The sequence below is a fragment of the Conservatibacter flavescens genome (assembly GCF_002795425.1).
In the GTDB taxonomy this organism is placed as follows: domain Bacteria; phylum Pseudomonadota; class Gammaproteobacteria; order Enterobacterales; family Pasteurellaceae; genus Conservatibacter; species Conservatibacter flavescens.
On the sequence record NZ_PHHA01000002.1, the window covers coordinates 100,617 to 118,862 of the forward strand.

Below are 18,246 nucleotides of genomic sequence, written 5' to 3' on the forward strand. Positions count from 1 at the left end.
AACCAACCCTGATAAATTATTATTTAATTAATTTCAACTCTTTGGCGACTTGCTCAATATCGTTGTAGTTATCATTATTGGTTTCGATAAATTTCTCGGCAGACAGTAAGTTCATGACTTCAGAACTTGAACGGTCAGCTTTCAATAAAGCGGCTTTGACTTTCTCTTTTGTACCGGCACCAAATTTGTTATCTACTAAATTAATTGTCCAGTTATAATCATAATATTCAGGGGTAGTGTAAAATGAAACCACTTTGTCATTGTTCACTTTACCTTCTTTTACCATTTTATCCCAATATTGCTTATTTACTGCACCAATCTGAACAGTACCAGCTTCAACTAAAGCATAGGTTTTATCATGTGAGCCACTATAAATTGGTTGAGCTTCTAAATCTTTTTCAGGCACAATACCTGCTTGAGATAAAAAGAAACGTGGCATTAAATGACCAGATGTAGAGCTTTCGCTACCGAATGCAAGAGAATGCCCTTTGACATCTTGAATATCTTTCACATCATCTAAATTCGCCTGTTTGATGAAAACAGATTGAAATTTTTCATCTTGTGGGCGTTGAGCGATAGCAGAAGACCCCTCAACTCTAGCGCGTGCTTGTACTCCAGTTAACCCGCCGAACCAAACTAGATCAATTTCACCACGACGAAATGCCGTAACCACAGCGGCATAGTCAGTCACTGGCACATATTGGACGGTTAATCCGGTTTCTTTACTTAGATAATCTGCGAAGCTATCAAATGAGCGGGTCATTTCGGTCGCATTATAATCAGGAATGGCACTAATCTTAAAGGTAGTATTCGCGAGAGAAGTTGCTGGGCTAAGTAGAACACTCAATGCAGTAAAACCTGTCGCAAAACTTGCAAACATTTTTTTCATATTTTCTCCAAATTTTAAAGGCGCTAACATGTTAGCGTGTTGAGATTTGTTCATTGATAAAAAATGAACGTCATGAAGATACGGGATCTCAATGAAAAAAACAAGTAATATTTAATCGCTTATTGGCAACACAGAATAAAATCGTTTTCTAGAAAAAGATTTGTCATAATGACCGCACTTTACCCAGTTAAAAAAGGGGAGTATATTGGTTTTACGGATATTGTATATTTGAAATAAATCAAACGTTTATTATCTGTTATAATGGCGTTATGGACATAACAGAGGTTTAAAGAATGAAAGTAATTTCTTTTAATATTAATGGATTGCGTGCAAGGCCACATCAATTACATGAAATCGTTGCGCAACACCAACCGGATATAATCGGTTTGCAAGAAATCAAAGTAGATGATGACGCTTTTCCTTATAATTTAGTTGAAAATTTGGGCTATCATATTTTTCATCATGGGCAAAAAGCGCATTATGGCGTGGCATTGTTAACCAAACAAGAGCCAAAGGCGGTGCGTAAGGGTTTTCCAACAGATGATTCTGATGCGCAAAAACGGATTATTATGGCGGATTTTGAGGGTGAGTTTGGCGAGTTTACAGTGATTAATGGTTATTTTCCACAAGGTGAAAGCCGTGATCATGCCACTAAATTCCCAGCAAAGGCCAAGTTTTATGAAGATTTGCAGCAATATTTAATACAAGAATTACTTGGAAAAAATGTGATTGTTATGGGGGATATGAATATCAGCCCATCAGATTTAGATATTGGCATTGGCGAGGAAAATCGCAAACGTTGGCTTAAAACAGGCAAATGTTCCTTTTTGCCAGAAGAAAGAGAATGGTATCAACGCTTGTATGATTACGGTTTAGTAGATACATTTCGTGCATTAAATCCAACAGTGAATAATCAATTTTCATGGTTTGATTATCGTTCAAAAGGCTTTGACGATAATCGAGGGTTGAGGATTGATCATATTTTGGTAAATCAGAGCTTGGCAACACGTTGTGTGGATGCCGGCATTGATTTACACATTCGAGGGATGGAAAAACCATCGGATCACGCGCCAATTTGGGCGACATTTAAATAAATATTTTTTATAAAGTGAGGTAAATATGAGTGTCACATTAGCAGGTAATCCAATTGAAATTCAAGGTGTTTTTCCACAAAAAGGGGACGTTGTCACAGAATTGGCATTCACCCAAAATAATTTAGAAGATGTTTCATTAAATACCTTTGCAGGAAAACGCAAAGTACTCAATATTTTTCCAAGTATTGATACGTCGGTTTGCGCAACGTCTGTACGTAAATTTAATGAACAGGCTGCCAATCTAAGTAATACGGTTGTGCTTTGTATTTCAGCTGATTTGCCTTTTGCTCAAGCGCGTTTCTGTGGTGCTGAAGGCATTGAAAATGTTTCAACCTTATCCAGTTTTCGTCATGGTGATATCGCTGAAAAATTAGGCGTGGCGATTACTTCTGGCCCATTAACCGGCTTATTAGCGCGAGCGGTGATTGTGTTGGATGAAAATAATGTTGTGCTACACAGTGAATTAGTACCAGAGATTAAATCTGAACCTAATTATGTGGAAGCGATCGCCTGCTTAAGTTAGGTATAAAAATAGCCCCTCAGACTAAATTTAGTTTTTGAGGGGCAGAGTAGAAGATAGCTTGGGTTATTTTACTATTTCATAACATGGCACATAAGCATCGCCGCCAGGCAGTTTCATGCGATGTTGTTCAACGAAATCACGTAAAACCCGATCAATTTTCGTCATTAACACAGGATCGCCATGTAATTTGAATGGTCCAAGTTTTTCAATCTTATCCATCGCATCCGGTTTAATATTGCCGGCTACAATGCCTGAAAAAACACGACGTAAATTGGCAAGTAAATGCATAGCTGGTTGTTCTAAATGTAGGTCGAGATTGGCCATATTATCGTGAGTCGGGATAAAAGGCTGTTGAAATTCTTGATCAATTTTTAGTGACCAATTAAAACCGTAAGAATCATGATTTTCAGCTCTTTGGTGTTTGATCTCACTGATAGACTTACGCATTTTACGGGCAACAGTGACAGGGTCATCAATAATAATTTCATATAAATCTTGCACTTCCTGACCAAATACCTCGCCAATAAAACGATGAATAGTGTCAAAATAAGCTTCGCTTTCTTTTGGTCCGGTAAGAATTAAGGGGATACTTTGTCCTTTATTTGCAGGATCCAGTTTAATGCCCAAAATATATAAAAACTCTTCAAACGTGCCTGGACCACCAGGAAAAATCACTATACCATGTCCCATACGAACAAACGCTTCAAGGCGCTTTTCAATATCAGGCATAATCACTAATTCGGTCACAATAGGATTTGGTGGTTCAGAGGCTATAATGGACGGCTCTGTAATACCGATAAAGCGACTATTTTTATAGCGTTGGTTAGCATGACCGATAGCCGCGCCTTTCATTGGGGCTTCCATGACGCCGGGTCCACAGCCTGTAATAATATTTAATTCACGTAAACCTAACTCCAAACCAACAGCACGGCAGTATTGATATTCAATTTGGTTGATAGAGTGCCCACCCCAACATACGACTAAATTAGGATGTTCACCGACAATCAACGCTTTTGCATTGCGTAAAATAGAAAAAACTTGGTTGGTGATAAATTTGGAGTCTTGTAAATTACAAGGATTCATACGCTGAGTGAGGACGTTTACAAATAAAATATCACGCAACACGGCAAAAAGATGATATTGAATATTGCGGATAATTTGATTGTCCACAAAAGCATCTGCGGGAGGATTATGTAATTCAAGGCTTACTCCGCGTTCGCGCGCGATAAGATGTACATCAAAATCAGGGTACTTACCCAATAATTCACGACTATCATCAGTGACAGCGCCTGAATTTAATACTGCTAAAGAGCAGTTACGATATAACGTATAAAGTTCTGATTTTGCTTTTTTAGTTAATTGCTCTACTTCTAAATGAGAAAGCTGATCCATGCTGCCTTTGGGATTCACATAATGTATAGACATAGTACTCCTTAATGAATTTATTGTCTGGCTAAGCGTAAGTTTACTGGGATTGGTTCAAAATTGGAACGATAAGGATTAATATCCAAGCCGCCACGTCGTGTATAACGCGCATAAACTGTGAGTTTATCCGGTTTAGCAAATCGCATTAAATCGCAAAAAATGCGTTCGACACATTGTTCATGAAATTCATTATGCTGACGAAACGCAACGATATAGCGTAATAATTTTTCTCGATCAATTCGTTGACCTACATAATGAATTTGCAAGCTCCCCCAGTCTGGTTGGCTGGTAATAAGACAATTTGATTTCAGCAAATGGCTGACTAACCATTCTTCTGTACGATCATCAAAAGTACAATTTGTGAGTAACTCGGGATTAAAGTTGTAATCTTGAATTTGGATATCTTGCTGATCGATACATTCACCTTGTAAACGGTGAATCGGGTGTTGATCAAAAAAATCGAGAGAATGTAACCGCACTTTTACTTTACCTTTGGCACATTGTGCTAAATCTTGCGCGATAGTGCGTTCGACGGTGGCCATGTCTGCAAAAGGGGTTTGATTAAAGCTGTTTAAATAAAGTTTAAAACTTTTAGATTCAATCAGATTTTCACTTTGATGATCAATTTCTACATCGGCGATGGCCACTTGAGGCAGTCCTTTAGGGTTTAACCAAGAGATTTCATAAGCTGTCCAAATATCAGCCCCAATAGTAAAAGGTTGAATTTGGATAATATCCAGTTGTTCACGATTGAGGGCACGAGGAACAGCTTGTAATAATGTTGCATCGTAGAATTCAGTATATGTAGTTTGTTGTCCTAAGGTTAAATAAGACAAGGATTGAGAGTGATAATTCATTTTTGATAATGCCAAGATAGATTCGAAACAAGGCGACAATGGTCGCATTTAAAATGAAAAAGGTCAAAAAGTGGTTTTTCTAAACGCCAATTCCCCTGACAAATGGGGCAACGGCGTTGTTGTTCAGTGTGTAAATTTTCGCCTCCTACTCGATATAGATAATAGTATGTCGGTGTATTGGTATGCTTTTCTATCGCTTGTGCAAGATAGTAGCCATGTTTAAACAAATTGCTGTCAGGATGAGAAATTTCATATAGCGCTTGTTGTTCTAATACTGCACCATTCATTTGTAATTGATCACAGGCTTGCCAATTTTCTTGCCACTTAATTATATCCATACTTAAGTGCGGTTGATTTTTTAATTTTTTATAGAGAGGAATAGGGAGAAAATCATCGCCACTGTGCAAGGGGGAACAAGATTGTAAATAAGTAGTGTATAAAATCTGCCAGCTAGATTGATTACCACGATAAGTTGTATCGGAATTAAAATCATCAGCGACAATTTGAAAACTATCAAATAATAATCCAGCATGCTCTGCTTGTTCTAAAACAAGATCTACCTCGATATTATTATAGTCAGGTAATAAACTATTTTGCTCAGGGCAAATGACTCTGACGGCAAAGCCGTGTTCGCCTTCTTGCTCAGCATAAAACAGCGGAATTTCACGTCCGATAATTTGCCCATTATAACGCCATTGCTCAATAATTTGGTTAATTAAATAAGCTTGATTAGCTAACAAGGAAGCATGGGTATTGTTATAACGAAAAAATACATCGGTAATATACATGGGCGGATAATCCTTTAGTTATAAACTCGGCTCTCGACATATTGCCGAGTTAAGCTAATGTAAGCACTTTAGACTCGCATGTACAGATAATGGAGGATTCAAAGAAATAAATCAATAATTTGTTGTGCTTTTTCGATATATTCACCTTGATAGCGATGGCTGAAATTGAGCAAATAGTAAAGTTGATAAATAGGTTTACGCTGCGCATACCCTTCATCAAGGGGATAAACTCGATGATAGGCTTCATAAAAGTGCGGTGAAAATGGAGAAAATAATTCACTAAAAGCGATGTCACATTCTCGATCCCCCCAATAACAAGCCGGATCATAAACAATAATGCCCTGATTTGTCGCACCATAGTTTTTTGCCCATAAATCGCCATGTAGCAAAGCAGGGGAGGGATTATGTTTAGCCAGTTGAGCGGCAATTGCTTGAGTAATATGGGTAACATCACCAAATTCAATGTTTTTTTCTTTGCAAAGTTGTAGCTGCCAACCGATGCGCTGTTCGCTGAAAAAAGTGGCCCAGTTAGTTTTCCATTCATTAGGCTGATGTACTTTGCCAAGCCATGTGTCAAAATCTAACCCATATTTATCTTGCTGTTTCCATTGATGTAATTGAGCAATTTTTTCTCCAAACTCTGTCATATCACTAGAAAGAGGTGAGGTTTGAAATGTAAACGCTTCAAGTAATAAAAAAGCATGAGTAGTTGAGCAGCCAATACCATAAACACGAGGTACATGTATGGTGTGGCTTTTGGCGAGTAAGTCTAGTTGATCTGCCTCTGCACGAAACATCGAACGATAGGATTTTTCATTTACTTTCACAAAAACAGGTTGAATACCATCATCAATAATCCATGCTTCATGGGTTTCTCCAGACAAAACTGGCGTTTTTTGCTTGATGTTGTAATAGGCACCAAATTGATCTGCTAATACTTGAGAAATCGCTTTCCACATAATCGCCCCCTTAGTTTGTGCATTAAGGATTGGCTTTATCATAAAGGAATTTGCAAAAAAATAACGTGATTTAGTTCAAAATTTTGGGGTTTTATATGAGATTATGTTAAAATATTTGTCAATTTCTACCGCACTTTCTTTGTTGCACAGTACGTAACAAAAGTGCGGTAGGATTTTTTGATGTTTATATTCAATTAATCACAAGTTGCCTTGCGTATGGGCGACCACTGTAAAAGGACAAATTATGCCAATTATTACTTTACCCGACGGTTCACAACGTCAATTCGATAATCCAATCTCCGTATTAGAAGTTGCGCAAAATATCGGTGCAGGTTTAGCTAAAGCAACGATTGCTGGACGTGTTAATGGTGTGCGCAAAGATGCTTGCGACCTCATTACAGAAGATAGCACTCTTGAAATTATTACCGCCAAAGACGAAGACGGTTTGGAGATTATTCGCCATTCATGTGCTCACTTATTAGGACATGCTATTAAACAATTATTCCCAGATGTGAAAATGGCTATTGGGCCGACCATTGAAAATGGCTTTTATTATGATGTGGATTTAGATCGTTCTTTGACTCAAGAAGATATTGAGGCTTTAGAGAAGCGCATGTTGGAATTGGCAAAAACCAATTATGACGTCGTGAAAAAAGTGGTAAGCTGGCAAGAGGCACGCGATACTTTTGAACAACGTGGCGAGCCGTACAAAATGGCTATTCTTGATGAAAATATCGAGAAAACAGCGACACCAGCTTTGTATCATCATGAAGAATATGTGGATATGTGTCGTGGACCGCACGTACCGAATATGCGTTTTTGTCATCATTTTAAACTACAAAAAATTGCTGGCGCGTATTGGCGTGGTGATGCGAAAAATAAAATGTTACAGCGTATTTACGGTACAGCGTGGGCAGATAAAAAACAACTTGCCGACTATTTACAACGTTTAGAAGAAGCGGCAAAACGGGATCATCGTAAAATCGGTAAAGCGCTTGATTTATATCATATGCAGGAAGAAGCACCGGGCATGGTGTTCTGGCATAATGACGGTTGGACTATTTTCCGTGAGCTTGAAACTTTTGTGCGTACCAAGTTAAAAGAGTATGATTATCAGGAAGTGAAAGGGCCGTTTATGATGGATCGTGTACTGTGGGAGCGGACAGGACACTGGCAAAATTATGGTGATCTCATGTTTACTACCTCATCAGAGAACCGTGAATATGCCATTAAACCAATGAATTGTCCGGGTCATGTACAAATTTTTAATCAAGGGTTGAAATCATATCGTGATTTGCCGATTCGTATGGCTGAATTCGGTTCTTGTCATCGCAATGAGCCGTCAGGTTCTTTGCATGGTTTAATGCGTGTGCGTGGTTTCACTCAAGATGATGCGCATATTTTCTGTACCGAAGATCAAATCGAAAGCGAAGTAACCAGCTGTATCCGTATGGTTTATGATATTTACAGCACTTTCGGCTTTGAAAATATCCAAGTGAAATTATCTACTCGCCCAGAAAAACGTATCGGTGCGGACGAAATGTGGGATCGCGCTGAAGAAGGTTTAGCGAATGCCTTAAAACATAACGGCTTGGAATATGAAATCCAAGAGGGCGAAGGGGCATTCTATGGACCAAAAATTGAATTTGCTTTGCGTGATTGTTTAGATCGTGAATGGCAATGCGGTACGATTCAATTAGACTTTGCGTTACCAGGGCGTTTAAATGCCTCTTATGTAGCAGAAGATAACGATCGTAAAACGCCAGTGATGATTCACCGTGCGATTTTGGGATCTATTGAGCGTTTTATCGGTATTATTACCGAAGAATACGCGGGCTTCTTCCCTGCATGGTTGGCGCCAGTACAAGCGGTAGTCATGAATATTACTGACAGCCAATCGGACTATGTTAACCGCGTGGTGAAAAAATTATCCGATGCAGGCTTACGAGTGAAATCCGATTTACGTAATGAAAAAATCGGTTTCAAAATCCGTGAACATACCTTACGCCGTGTGCCATATATGTTAGTTTGTGGCGACAAAGAAATCGAAGCGGGCAAAATCGCCGTGCGTACCCGTAAAGGGGCGGATCTTGGAGCCATTGATGTGGATGAATTTGTTGAAATTCTGAAAAAACAAGTTCGTGCGCGTGAACTTAAATTGTTGAATGAAGAATAAGCATATTCATCAACAAGGCTAATGTGAATTTAGGGACAACAAATATGTTGTCCTTTATTCATTTATGGATTTCAAATCGAGCATTCTGCTTTTCCTCTACTTGAATGATTGTTAATGAAAAATCATCTTCTTTAATAAAAAAATTATGATCCTATTTATCTTTAATGGTATCCTTTGCAAGATTATTTTTATATATAAGGCATGAATATGTGGCTAAGCTTAATTTTGACCTTTGTATGTGCATTCTTAGCTTTAATTGTAATAAGACCTTTGGCAATTAAAGTTGGGCTAGTTGATAAGCCTAATTACCGCAAACGCCATCAAGGGGCGATTCCGTTAATTGGCGGTATTTCATTATTTATTGGTAATTTATGTTTCTATTTATTGGAATGGGAACAAACGCGTTTACCTTATTTATATTTGTTTTGTATCTTTGTGCTATTGGTTATCGGTGTACTAGATGATCGTTTTGACATCAGTCCGTTTTTGCGAGCAGGGATTCAAGCGGGATTAGCGATTTTAATGATCTACTGGGGCGATATCTATTTAAATAATCTCGGGCAAGTTATTGGGCCGTTTCAGGTGCAACTAGGATTTATCGGGATTATTATTACCATTTTCGCCACCATCGCAGTCATTAATGCATTTAATATGATTGATGGAATAGACGGGCTATTAGGTGGGCTGTCTAGTGTTTCTTTTGCCGCTATTGGTATTTTAATGCTTCGAGATAATCAAATCGATCTCGCGGTTTGGTGTTTTGCCCTAATTTTGGCGATTTTGCCTTATGCGCTGTTTAACCTGAGTGTTTTTGGCGTGGCGCGTAAAGTATTTATGGGGGACTCAGGCAGTACGTTAATTGGCTTTACTATGATTTGGATCTTGTTATTGAGTACTCAAGGGCAAGGACACCCTATGAATCCTGTTACTGCGCTATGGGTTATCGCTATTCCATTGATTGATATGGTCGCAATTATTTTCCGTCGATTGAAAAAAGGCAAAAGTCCGTTTCGTCCAGATCGTTTGCATATTCATCACTTAATGGTAAGAGCGGGTCTTTCTCATCGCCAAGCATTTTTTGTGATTACATTTTTTGCCGCATTATGTGCAGGGTTTGGGATATTAGGCGAAGTTTATTATATTAATCAATGGGTGATGTTTAGCTTATTTATTGGTTTATTCTTTATGTATTCATATTCTATTGTGCATGCTTGGCGAGTAACACGCTGGATACGTCGACTTAAACGCCGATCTTTACGTCGCCAATATGCACAACAATCAACAAAGTAGGGAAGTTTATGTCAGAAATTGAAAGCAACGAAAACATACAAACTAAAGCCAAAGCGCCTTGGGGAATGCGAAGTTTATTCATTGTATTATTCATATTACTAGGTGGAATAGTGGGGGGCGGATTTGGGTATTTGCACCCTAACAAAGGAATGACTGAAGCTAAAATTGAGGCGCCGCGTATTGCAGATTTAAATAATTATTTTTCGTTATTTAGTACATACCGTTTAGTCAATGATGATGCCAAAATGAGTGATGAAGCCGTGAGCGAATTTGTCTATCAGGAGTTCCTAAAGCAACTCAATTCATCAGAGCTATTAAAGAATTATTTACGTGAGCATGATTTTATTGAGGTACTAACAAAAGTTACAGGTAACTCGACAGATCAAGAGGTACAAAATGTATCTGCATTATTTCATGTAGAAACGCATGCGAATGTGACGACGATTTATCTCAAGAATTTGACGAATAATATATCTGTGTCTGAAGACATGATAAAAGGGTTACTTCGTGCAGCGGGTGAGCAGACTAAAACATTGTTATATGCTGATTTAATTGGGAAATGGCGAAATTTATTTCAACAAGTCAAAAATGCAGCAGACAATAATTTAGGGGATCTTTGGAAGGGAAAATTGCAGATGATGATGTCTGTTCAGCCACTTGATGATCAACTAAGCGCTTATCGTATCGTTGAAGGCCCTACATTTTTGCAACCCGCTATGCCAAATATGCTTTACTGGGGAGCAATAGGTAGCTGTTTAGGACTTGTTCTAGGCTTTTTATTAAGTCTGATTTTTGTAAGACGCTGGTAATCGCTTTTATTTATATTTTTCATGAAAAATTGCGTGTACTACTTTTTAGGAACTCTAATTTACACAAATGAAAACCACCCCAAACCGCCACAAAATCGGCCTAACAGCCATTATCATCATCGCCTTTATTATTGGGTTTAATATCAAAGATTTCGCCTTGGATTTATTGCTTGGCGGGAGTATGTTTTGATGAAATTTTTAAAAACCTTTGCCCTGTATGCGTCTGCATTTGCGGTAAGTTTTGCCGCAGGTTTTTCGCTTGATTTGGTGATGAGCCGTGATACGTCCATGACAGCCCGCAACTGGAGCGATGAGATTGGTACCGTCAGCCGTGATTTTGCCTATGGCGATCAGGCGGCGCAGAAGTTTGATTTGTATCTGCCGGCGGACAAATCACGCGCGCATTACGGGCTGGTCGTGTATCTGCACGCAGGCGGATTTACCGCAGGCGATAAGACGGACGACACCGAGATTTTAAAATGGTTTGCCGCCCAAGGCTATGTGGGCGCAGGCATTGGCTACACGCTGTTATCCGAGCAAAATCCCACCGCCTCGGTCAAATCTATGTCGGACGAAATCAAGACGGCAATGCCGATTGTCGTTGCCAAAGCAAAAGAACTTGGCTATCCGATTGACAAAATGGCGGTCGGCGGCGGCTCGGCAGGGCATGGTCTGGCGGCGATTTATGCCTTTAGAGACGGCAAAACCGCCCCTGTGCCGATTGCCTTTACCTTTGGCATGGTCGGGCCGACAAGTTTTGAGATGGATGGCGCACCCACCGAGCCAAGCGCTGAAGCGGCGGCGATGTTATCGGCATTGTCAGGCGAGGCGATTAGTGTAGAAATGCTTAAAAGTGGCGACTACCAAGATAAAATCAAACCGATTGAGGCCTACCGCTGGGTGGACGAAAACAGCGTGCCTACGCTGGCAGCTTTTGGGGCACTGGATAAAGTTATGCCGTTTAGCACCAAGCCTTTTCAGACGGCATTGGCGGCGCATAATGTGCCGCACGATGTGATTATCTTTGAAAAATCAGGGCATGGTATGCACCGTGATAAGGATAAGCAAAAACTGTATGTGGCGAAGTTAAACGAATATTTGGCGAAATATATGCCTGTGAAAGGCGGATAATCGCTTAAAAATCTTTTTAACAAAACAGGAAACTTAATGAAAAAACTCACCCTTGCCATTATGCTTGGCGTACTGACCCTTGGCGGTATTGCTGCTTGCAACAGCACTACAAGCACAAGTAAGCAAAGCGCCAATATCCAAGGGCAATGGCTGAATATTGACCGTGCAGGCAAACCGCAAATTAAAGGTATTTATTACCCCAATATTACCGCCAAATCTCAAAAATCGCCCCTGATTATCAATGTGCATGGCGGCGCATTTGTCAAAGGCAGTGCGACCGACTTGGACGCTCAAAGCAGACGCATTGGCGAGCGGCTGTTTATAATTTGGATTACACCTTGGTGCCGGCACTGAAGTTGTTTGGCAAAGACGGTGAAAAATTGGTACAAGTACAAGTTGATGAGCTCACCGATACGGTTTTGTATTTTAAGCAACACGCCAATCAATACAACATTGATCCTGATAAAATTATCCTGCTGGGCTATTCGTCAGGCGGCTATGTGGTGGCAGCTTCTACGCTAAAGCTCGCTACCCAAGGGCAAAGCGTGTGGGGGCAGGTGATTGCGTATGGCTTTATCAAAGACGCCTTAGAACGCTACAACGCCTTGCCGCCGCAGTCGCAAAAACTGACCAATACGCTGTTTGTTTTTACCGAAAATAAAGATCCGATTTCTAAAGGCATTCGTCCTTATTATGCGCTTTTGGCTCAAAAAGGCGTGAATGTCTCGGCGCTGGAAATGGATAAAGCTCGCCACGCCTTTATGGAAGAATTCGCCCCTGATGGCGATAGCGAGCAGTCCGCCTATGTCGCCACCGCAGAGGCGTATATCGGCAACTGGATTAAACAATTGCCACGCAACTGATGTTCAATCTCAATTTTAATCAACCCAAACAGGAAATTTTTATGAAAAAATCTTTAATCATTCTGGCAATCAGTACCGCCATCGGTGTAACAGCTTGTGCTGGTATTGGCAAAGCCATCGAGCAAGCGCTTGCCATCACCGAGCAAAAAATCGCCCAAGTGCAAACTACTGCACCCCTTGAGAAAAAATACAGCCAAATGGGGCAATATGCCGTGGCGGTGCAAAAATTTGACGCACAGGATAAAGAGTTAAAAACTTATACCGTCTATTATCCTGCAGGCGGCGGTAATTATCCGCTGGTGGTGATGGTAAACGGCACAGGCATGGCAACTTCTAAATACGAAGCGGTGCTCAAACACTTGGCAAGCTGGGGCTTTGTGGTGATTGGCTCAGAAGAAGAAAATTCATGGAGCGGACAAGGGGCGGGCAAATCGCTGAATTTTGCTTTGACACAAAACCGCACGCAAGGCAGCGTACTGTTTGACAAAATCAACGCAGAAAAAATCGGCGTGGCAGGGCATTCGCAAGGCGGCGTGGGAGCGATTAACCTTGCCGCCCAAACGCCTGCCGTCAAATCCGTCTATACCGCCAGCACCACCAAGCACGGCTTGGCGGAATTGTTAAAATGGCCTTATGATGTCTCCAAAGTCCGTGTGCCGTATTTTATGAACGCAGGTGCGCACGAATCTGACGCAGGCGACGGCAAGGACTACAGCAAAGGCATTGCGCCGATTATGTCGCTGAACGAAAATTTTGCCAAAACTTCAGGCGCAGCAGTTGTCGCCCAACGAGTGGCGGCAGACCACGGCTCTATGCTGTGGCAACCAAACGGCTATATGACGGCGTGGTTTTTGTACACTTTAAACGGTGATAATCAGGCTCGCCAAGTGTTCGCAGGGCAAAATGCCGAGATTTTGAATAATGGTAATTGGCAGAATGTGAAGGCGAAGGGGCTGAATTAAGCGTTCAGTTTATGATGATAAAAACAACATCGTTTAAAAAAAAGGGGGGCGGTGTTGTTTTTAAATATGTGTTTTAAGCACCTCCACCAGCACATCAAACACCACTTTCACCCTAAGCGGCGTAACCAGTCTTTGCGGGCGGTACACATAAATCTGCCAGCTTGGGCGGGGCAGGTCGGCAAAAAGTTCGACCAATCTGCCCGCTTGCAAGTCCGCTTTACACATACCGTCCAGCACAAAACCAATGCCCAATCCCGCCCGCACAAAGGGCAGCACCGCCTGATAGTCGTTTGTGATGACGGCAGGTTTGGTTGGGGTAATTTGAATATCTCCGCCCAAATACCAGTTTTCAGCCCGCCCCGTATTGCGGTCGATATGGGCAACCAGCGGAAAATCCGACACATCCCGCCACCGTTTCGGTGTGCCGTGGGCGGCTAAAAATTCAGGGGTAGCGATGAGTTTTTCCTGTGTTTCGCCAACAACTTTCACGATAAAGCGGTTGTTTTGCACCGTGCCAATCCGCACGCCCAAATCAATCTGATGTTCTACCACATTGAGCCGCTGCGTGTCTTTGCCCCAATCCAATACCAAATCAGGATACGCCGCCAGCCGTTTGGCAACCGCTTCTATCACCGCCGTCTCACCTGGCAAATGCGGCACGCTGATCCGCACCACGCCTGTCATCTCATCCGCCATGCGTGCTCGGCTAGGCACAAACAGCGCTTCGCTGTCGGCAAGCAGCCGCTCGGCTTTGGGCAAAAACGCCTGCCCGAAATCAGTGAGCTTCACCTGCCTTGTGTTGCGTATAAATAAGGACTCGCCCAGATAATTTTCCAGCTCGGCAATCAAACGGCTGACTACCGGAGGCGACACCGCCAGACGGTTTGCGGTTTCTTTAAATTGCAGAGTTTCGGCAAGCGAACAGAATACTTTTAAGGCTTCAAAACGGTTTTGCATCTGTTGATTATTTCCAAATCAGAAATTCTAAAATCCAATATTACAAATTGTATAGAAACAATCTTCTCCTTACAATACACCCGTTCAACAAACGTTCATTCACTTGGAGGAATGATGAAAAAATTGCTCAAAATGACCGCACTTGCAGCACTGCTTGCCGCATCAACTTCCACATTTGCACAAATTAAGGTAACACCGATGAACAATATCCAAACCGTAACCGTCACCCAAGAATGGGACAAAATCTTCCCAAAATCCGATAAAGTTGACCACCAAAAGGTGCAGTTTAAAAACCGCTACGGCATTACCTTGGTTGGCGATTTGTATGTGCCGAAAAACGCTAAAGGCAAGCTGCCTGCGATTGCGGTGAGCGGTCCCTTCGGTGCGGTAAAAGAACAAACAAGCGGTATTTATGCTCAAGAATTGGCAGAGCGTGGATTTGTAACTTTGGCATTTGACGGCTCGTTTACCGGCGAGAGCGGCGGCGAAGTGCGCAACGTGGCAAGCCCTGAAATCAATACTGAAGATTTTAGTGCGGCAGTAGATTTTTTAGGTTTGCAGTCGTTTGTCGATCGTGAAAAAATCGGCATTTTAGGCATCTGCGGCTGGGGCGGTTTTGCTTTGAACAATGCCATTATGGACACTCGTGTCAAAGCCGTGGCGGTCAGCACGATGTACGATATGACCCGTGTGATGGCAAACGGCTACAATGATAGCGTGGATAAAAACGCTCGTTATGAAATGCGAAAAACTTTAAATCAAGCCCGTACCGAAGCGGCAAAAGAAGGACACATTGCATTGGGCAATCCGAGCGATCATTTGCCGCCGCCATCTGCCCACAACGCCGACACGCCGCAATTTGTGCGTGAATATGCCGATTTTTATAAAACAAAACGTGGTTTCCACCCACGCAGCGTGAACTCAAACAGCGCATGGACCACGACCAACGCACTTTCGTTCATTACTATACCAATTTTAAAATATGCCGATGAACTGCAAACCTCGGTGTTGGTCGTACATGGCGAAAAAGCCCATTCACGCTACTTCGGCGAAGATGCGTTTGGTGCATTGGGCAGTAAAAACAAAAAATTGGTGATTGTGCCCGGTGCGACCCACGTGGATTTATACGACAAACAATCTGGTAAAATTCCGTTTGATAAATTTGAAGCGTTTTATAAGGCGAATTTGAAGTAAGACCTGACGATTAAGCGCAAAGCCGTTTGAAAACTGACCACTTTTCAGACGGCTTTTTTGCGCCTAATATGCAAATAAGTCTATTTCATCGTTGGATATAATTGAATCCAATGAATCGAAAATTTCCTTATCGTAAACTTTATTTGTTTTAAATATTTTCTTAACTTTGGAACTGGTTATCCAGGAATTATCCCAAATCTCTTCTTTGGGGTCGGTAACTATCAAACATAATTTTTCTTTAAATGTATAGTTGTCAACATCTTTTTTTAGCATTCTTTGAAGCCAAATTTGGGCAAATCCAGAGTTGGGCATATTATTTAGTTTATCAAAAACTTTCCTTGATATATCCTCCGGCTTATCCGATCTATCAATAAGCTTACTTATTACGGAGCAACAAATAGAAATTGTCTTTGGATTTTTATAAGCTATATCGGTTAAAATGGCAATCAACTGATTTGGATGCATAATTCTTTTGGATTTAGCTACTTTTTTATCAAATTTATTCAATGCTGTATTTAGACTTCCTGAATTGGGGTGTTTAATTGAATGTTCTCTAATTAGCAACAATTGTTTTTGTAAACTTGGACTTGGTTGAGATATTTTTAACCAAGATAGCTTATCTGCTTTTATAGATTTTGTAATAATATCTGAACTTTCTGAAGTCTTGCTGGAGTTAATTTTTAGCCCAAAAGGAATCATAATCTCCGAAAGTGTTTTTAAGATTTTTTCACCGGTAATATTGTCCTGAACAAAAATTCTATAATCGTCTCTATATCTTAAAATCTGATATTCTGTTATATCATCTGCCGTTAGTTTTTCTGATAGTAGTTTGTCGATATATCCCAATAATATTTCTGCGATAAAGTCCATAACCACAGAGCCTTGAGGAATACCATTTGTTTGCTTGTTTTGTAATTCTTGAAGTTGTTTATCAATTTTATTGCCGAGCAAACTTTGATCACGCGGCTTATTTTTGGCTGTACCCTTGTCTTCTAAAGCCCAAGCGATAGAATGGGTATAAATAGAACCATAGCAATCAGCAATATCGGTGTCAAAAATATAATTATATTCTAAAGATAATAAGATGGACTCTTGTTCAACATTTTCCCACCATTGTGAAATTTGCTGGGCTTTGTCCGTTTGCTGATTTGTGGATTCTACAGGAATGCTTAAACAACGTATTTGCTTGTTACTTTGGAATACTTTAAATCTGTCTTTTATTTTATTCCAGTTGTCCTGCTGGGTAATTTCTTTAATTAGTATAACATAAGAGAATGGATGAATAAGCTGAAAAGGACGCCAAGATAGTTTGCCGTCTTTATTTGCATAAATAAAATGGTTTAAATTTTCCAGAGAATTCATTGTTTTGGAGTTGATTAGCTCGGATGGCTTTCGAGTTTCTAAAAAATCAGACAATTCTTGCAGCAGCTTAGAAAATGAAAAGTATTTTGGCAAATCAATATTGCAGTAACTTTCATGCTTTAAGAAAAACTGCTTTGCCGCTTCATGGTTTAATTCAAGAATGCTGATTCTGTTTCCCATACTTAATCCTGTTAATGCTAATTATATAGATATATTACCATTTTTCTCTCTAATTTTGTGGATAATAGACTAATTTTTAGCAATAAAAATTTATTATCTATCAATGTGTTATATTTGATGTCAAAAAATAATTTCTCTTAATGATGGGTTGTCTTTGAAAAATTATCCCTCCAACTCCCCCATCTCCATCACTTCACAAATATCCTTGGCGATACCGTTTTTTGGCAGGGCGAGGCGGCGTTCAAAATGGTAGCGTAGGCTTTCCATACCGATGACGGCAAACATATGCGCCTGATAATCGGACACGCCGCCGTGCTTGGCAGCAAATGCCGTCATTGCCTGCTTGACGATGTTTTGCATATCATTGTACAGGTGGTGGCGTGGGGTGCGGATTTTCCACAGTGCCAGCAGCAGCTCGCTTTGGCGTTCGATTTGTGGCACACATTCTTGCATAAATTGCCGCACGCTCATGCCTTTTCGGCGCTCGCTCATGATCTGGGTGAATTGCTGCTTAAAATCGGCAATCATCTTGCCTGCCAAATCACTTTTGCCCGAATAATATTTATAAAAAGTCGCCCGATTGACCGGCGCAAGCTCGCAAATCGCCTGTATGCTGATGTTGGCATAATCCTGCTCGCCAAGCAGCCTGACAAACGCCTGACGAATGGCATTGTGGGTTCTGACCACACGCAAATCGGTTTTGGTATCCATATTTTCTCCCAACTGGCAGCTAACTGATTTAGCCTGATTTGTACTGATAAGCATACAAAAATTAAAAATCGTATGT

General features: G+C 40.8%; 18 protein-coding genes. 10 read left to right on the forward strand and 8 right to left on the reverse strand.

Features of this window, described 5'->3' with window-relative positions; genetic code table 11:
- Positions 1-19 precede the first annotated feature (19 nt).
- Positions 20-889 carry a putative selenate ABC transporter substrate-binding protein gene (locus CVP05_RS00495; RefSeq protein WP_100287884.1) on the reverse strand — a complete coding sequence of 290 codons (870 nt, stop codon included), beginning with the start codon at positions 887-889 and terminating at the stop codon, positions 20-22.
- A gap of 293 nt (positions 890-1,182) precedes the next feature.
- Between CVP05_RS00495 and xthA the strand changes: the two genes are divergently transcribed.
- Both xthA and tpx read left to right on the forward strand, forming a co-directional pair.
- The gene (xthA, locus tag CVP05_RS00500; protein ID WP_100287603.1) at positions 1,183-1,983 is read left to right on the forward strand and encodes an exodeoxyribonuclease III; all 801 of its coding nucleotides are present in this window, start codon (positions 1,183-1,185) and stop codon (positions 1,981-1,983) included.
- A 25-nt stretch (positions 1,984-2,008) separates the two neighbouring features.
- Positions 2,009-2,506: a thiol peroxidase gene (gene tpx, locus CVP05_RS00505; RefSeq protein ID WP_100287604.1), complete on the forward strand. Its 498-nt coding sequence runs from the start codon at positions 2,009-2,011 to the stop codon at positions 2,504-2,506.
- A gap of 63 nt (positions 2,507-2,569) precedes the next feature.
- On the opposite strand, the gene ppnN is transcribed toward tpx, so the two are convergent.
- The 4 genes from ppnN to CVP05_RS00525 all read right to left on the reverse strand — a co-directional run bounded on the left by ppnN (position 2,570) and on the right by CVP05_RS00525 (position 6,535).
- Positions 2,570-3,931: a nucleotide 5'-monophosphate nucleosidase PpnN gene (gene ppnN, locus CVP05_RS00510; protein ID WP_100287605.1), complete on the reverse strand. Its 1,362-nt coding sequence runs from the start codon at positions 3,929-3,931 to the stop codon at positions 2,570-2,572.
- Between the two features lie 17 nt (positions 3,932-3,948).
- On the reverse strand, positions 3,949-4,788 hold the full coding sequence (gene queF, locus CVP05_RS00515; protein WP_100287606.1) for an NADPH-dependent 7-cyano-7-deazaguanine reductase QueF: 840 nt from the start codon (positions 4,786-4,788) through the stop codon (positions 3,949-3,951).
- On the reverse strand, positions 4,785-5,576 hold the full coding sequence (locus tag CVP05_RS00520; protein WP_100287607.1) for a Zn-ribbon-containing protein: 792 nt from the start codon (positions 5,574-5,576) through the stop codon (positions 4,785-4,787). The genes queF and CVP05_RS00520 overlap by 4 nt, the downstream gene beginning before the upstream one ends.
- A gap of 98 nt (positions 5,577-5,674) precedes the next feature.
- The gene (locus CVP05_RS00525) at positions 5,675-6,535 is read right to left on the reverse strand and encodes a fructosamine kinase family protein (RefSeq protein ID WP_100287608.1); all 861 of its coding nucleotides are present in this window, start codon (positions 6,533-6,535) and stop codon (positions 5,675-5,677) included.
- 244 nt (positions 6,536-6,779) lie between these two features.
- Here CVP05_RS00525 and thrS point away from each other — a divergent pair, with 244 nt between their 5' ends.
- The 7 genes from thrS to CVP05_RS00555 all read left to right on the forward strand — a co-directional run bounded on the left by thrS (position 6,780) and on the right by CVP05_RS00555 (position 13,766).
- Positions 6,780-8,711, forward strand: coding sequence for a threonine--tRNA ligase (thrS, locus tag CVP05_RS00530; RefSeq protein ID WP_100287609.1), 1,932 nt, complete (start codon positions 6,780-6,782; stop codon positions 8,709-8,711).
- Between the two features lie 207 nt (positions 8,712-8,918).
- Complete coding sequence (gene wecA / locus CVP05_RS00535; protein WP_100287610.1) at positions 8,919-10,001, forward strand: UDP-N-acetylglucosamine--undecaprenyl-phosphate N-acetylglucosaminephosphotransferase; 1,083 nt, start codon at positions 8,919-8,921, stop codon at positions 9,999-10,001.
- A gap of 8 nt (positions 10,002-10,009) precedes the next feature.
- On the forward strand, positions 10,010-10,810 hold the full coding sequence (locus tag CVP05_RS00540) for a hypothetical protein (protein ID WP_100287611.1): 801 nt from the start codon (positions 10,010-10,012) through the stop codon (positions 10,808-10,810).
- A 189-nt stretch (positions 10,811-10,999) separates the two neighbouring features.
- Positions 11,000-11,941, forward strand: a complete 942-nt coding sequence (locus CVP05_RS00545) for an alpha/beta hydrolase (protein ID WP_100287612.1) — start codon at positions 11,000-11,002, stop codon at positions 11,939-11,941.
- Positions 11,942-11,977: 36 nt separating this feature from the next.
- Entirely contained in the window at positions 11,978-12,295 is a 318-nt protein-coding gene (locus tag CVP05_RS12545) for a hypothetical protein (RefSeq protein ID WP_165773098.1), read from the forward strand.
- Positions 12,268-12,804 carry an alpha/beta hydrolase gene (locus tag CVP05_RS00550; RefSeq protein ID WP_165773099.1) on the forward strand — a complete coding sequence of 179 codons (537 nt, stop codon included), beginning with the start codon at positions 12,268-12,270 and terminating at the stop codon, positions 12,802-12,804. The genes CVP05_RS12545 and CVP05_RS00550 overlap by 28 nt, the downstream gene beginning before the upstream one ends.
- Positions 12,805-12,845: 41 nt before the next feature.
- Positions 12,846-13,766, forward strand: coding sequence for a poly(ethylene terephthalate) hydrolase family protein (locus CVP05_RS00555; protein ID WP_165773100.1), 921 nt, complete (start codon positions 12,846-12,848; stop codon positions 13,764-13,766).
- 60 nt (positions 13,767-13,826) lie between these two features.
- Here the strand turns inward: CVP05_RS00555 and CVP05_RS00560 are convergent, their stop codons facing one another.
- Positions 13,827-14,723, reverse strand: coding sequence for a LysR family transcriptional regulator (locus CVP05_RS00560; RefSeq protein WP_100287615.1), 897 nt, complete (start codon positions 14,721-14,723; stop codon positions 13,827-13,829).
- Between the two features lie 114 nt (positions 14,724-14,837).
- Here CVP05_RS00560 and CVP05_RS00565 point away from each other — a divergent pair, with 114 nt between their 5' ends.
- The gene (locus CVP05_RS00565) at positions 14,838-15,917 is read left to right on the forward strand and encodes an alpha/beta hydrolase (RefSeq protein WP_100287616.1); all 1,080 of its coding nucleotides are present in this window, start codon (positions 14,838-14,840) and stop codon (positions 15,915-15,917) included.
- A gap of 63 nt (positions 15,918-15,980) precedes the next feature.
- Here the strand turns inward: CVP05_RS00565 and CVP05_RS00570 are convergent, their stop codons facing one another.
- Positions 15,981-17,459: an RNA-directed DNA polymerase gene (locus CVP05_RS00570; RefSeq protein WP_100287617.1), complete on the reverse strand. Its 1,479-nt coding sequence runs from the start codon at positions 17,457-17,459 to the stop codon at positions 15,981-15,983.
- Between the two features lie 162 nt (positions 17,460-17,621).
- On the reverse strand, positions 17,622-18,170 hold the full coding sequence (locus CVP05_RS00575) for a TetR/AcrR family transcriptional regulator (RefSeq protein ID WP_165773101.1): 549 nt from the start codon (positions 18,168-18,170) through the stop codon (positions 17,622-17,624).
- Between the last annotated feature and the right edge of the window lie 76 nt (positions 18,171-18,246).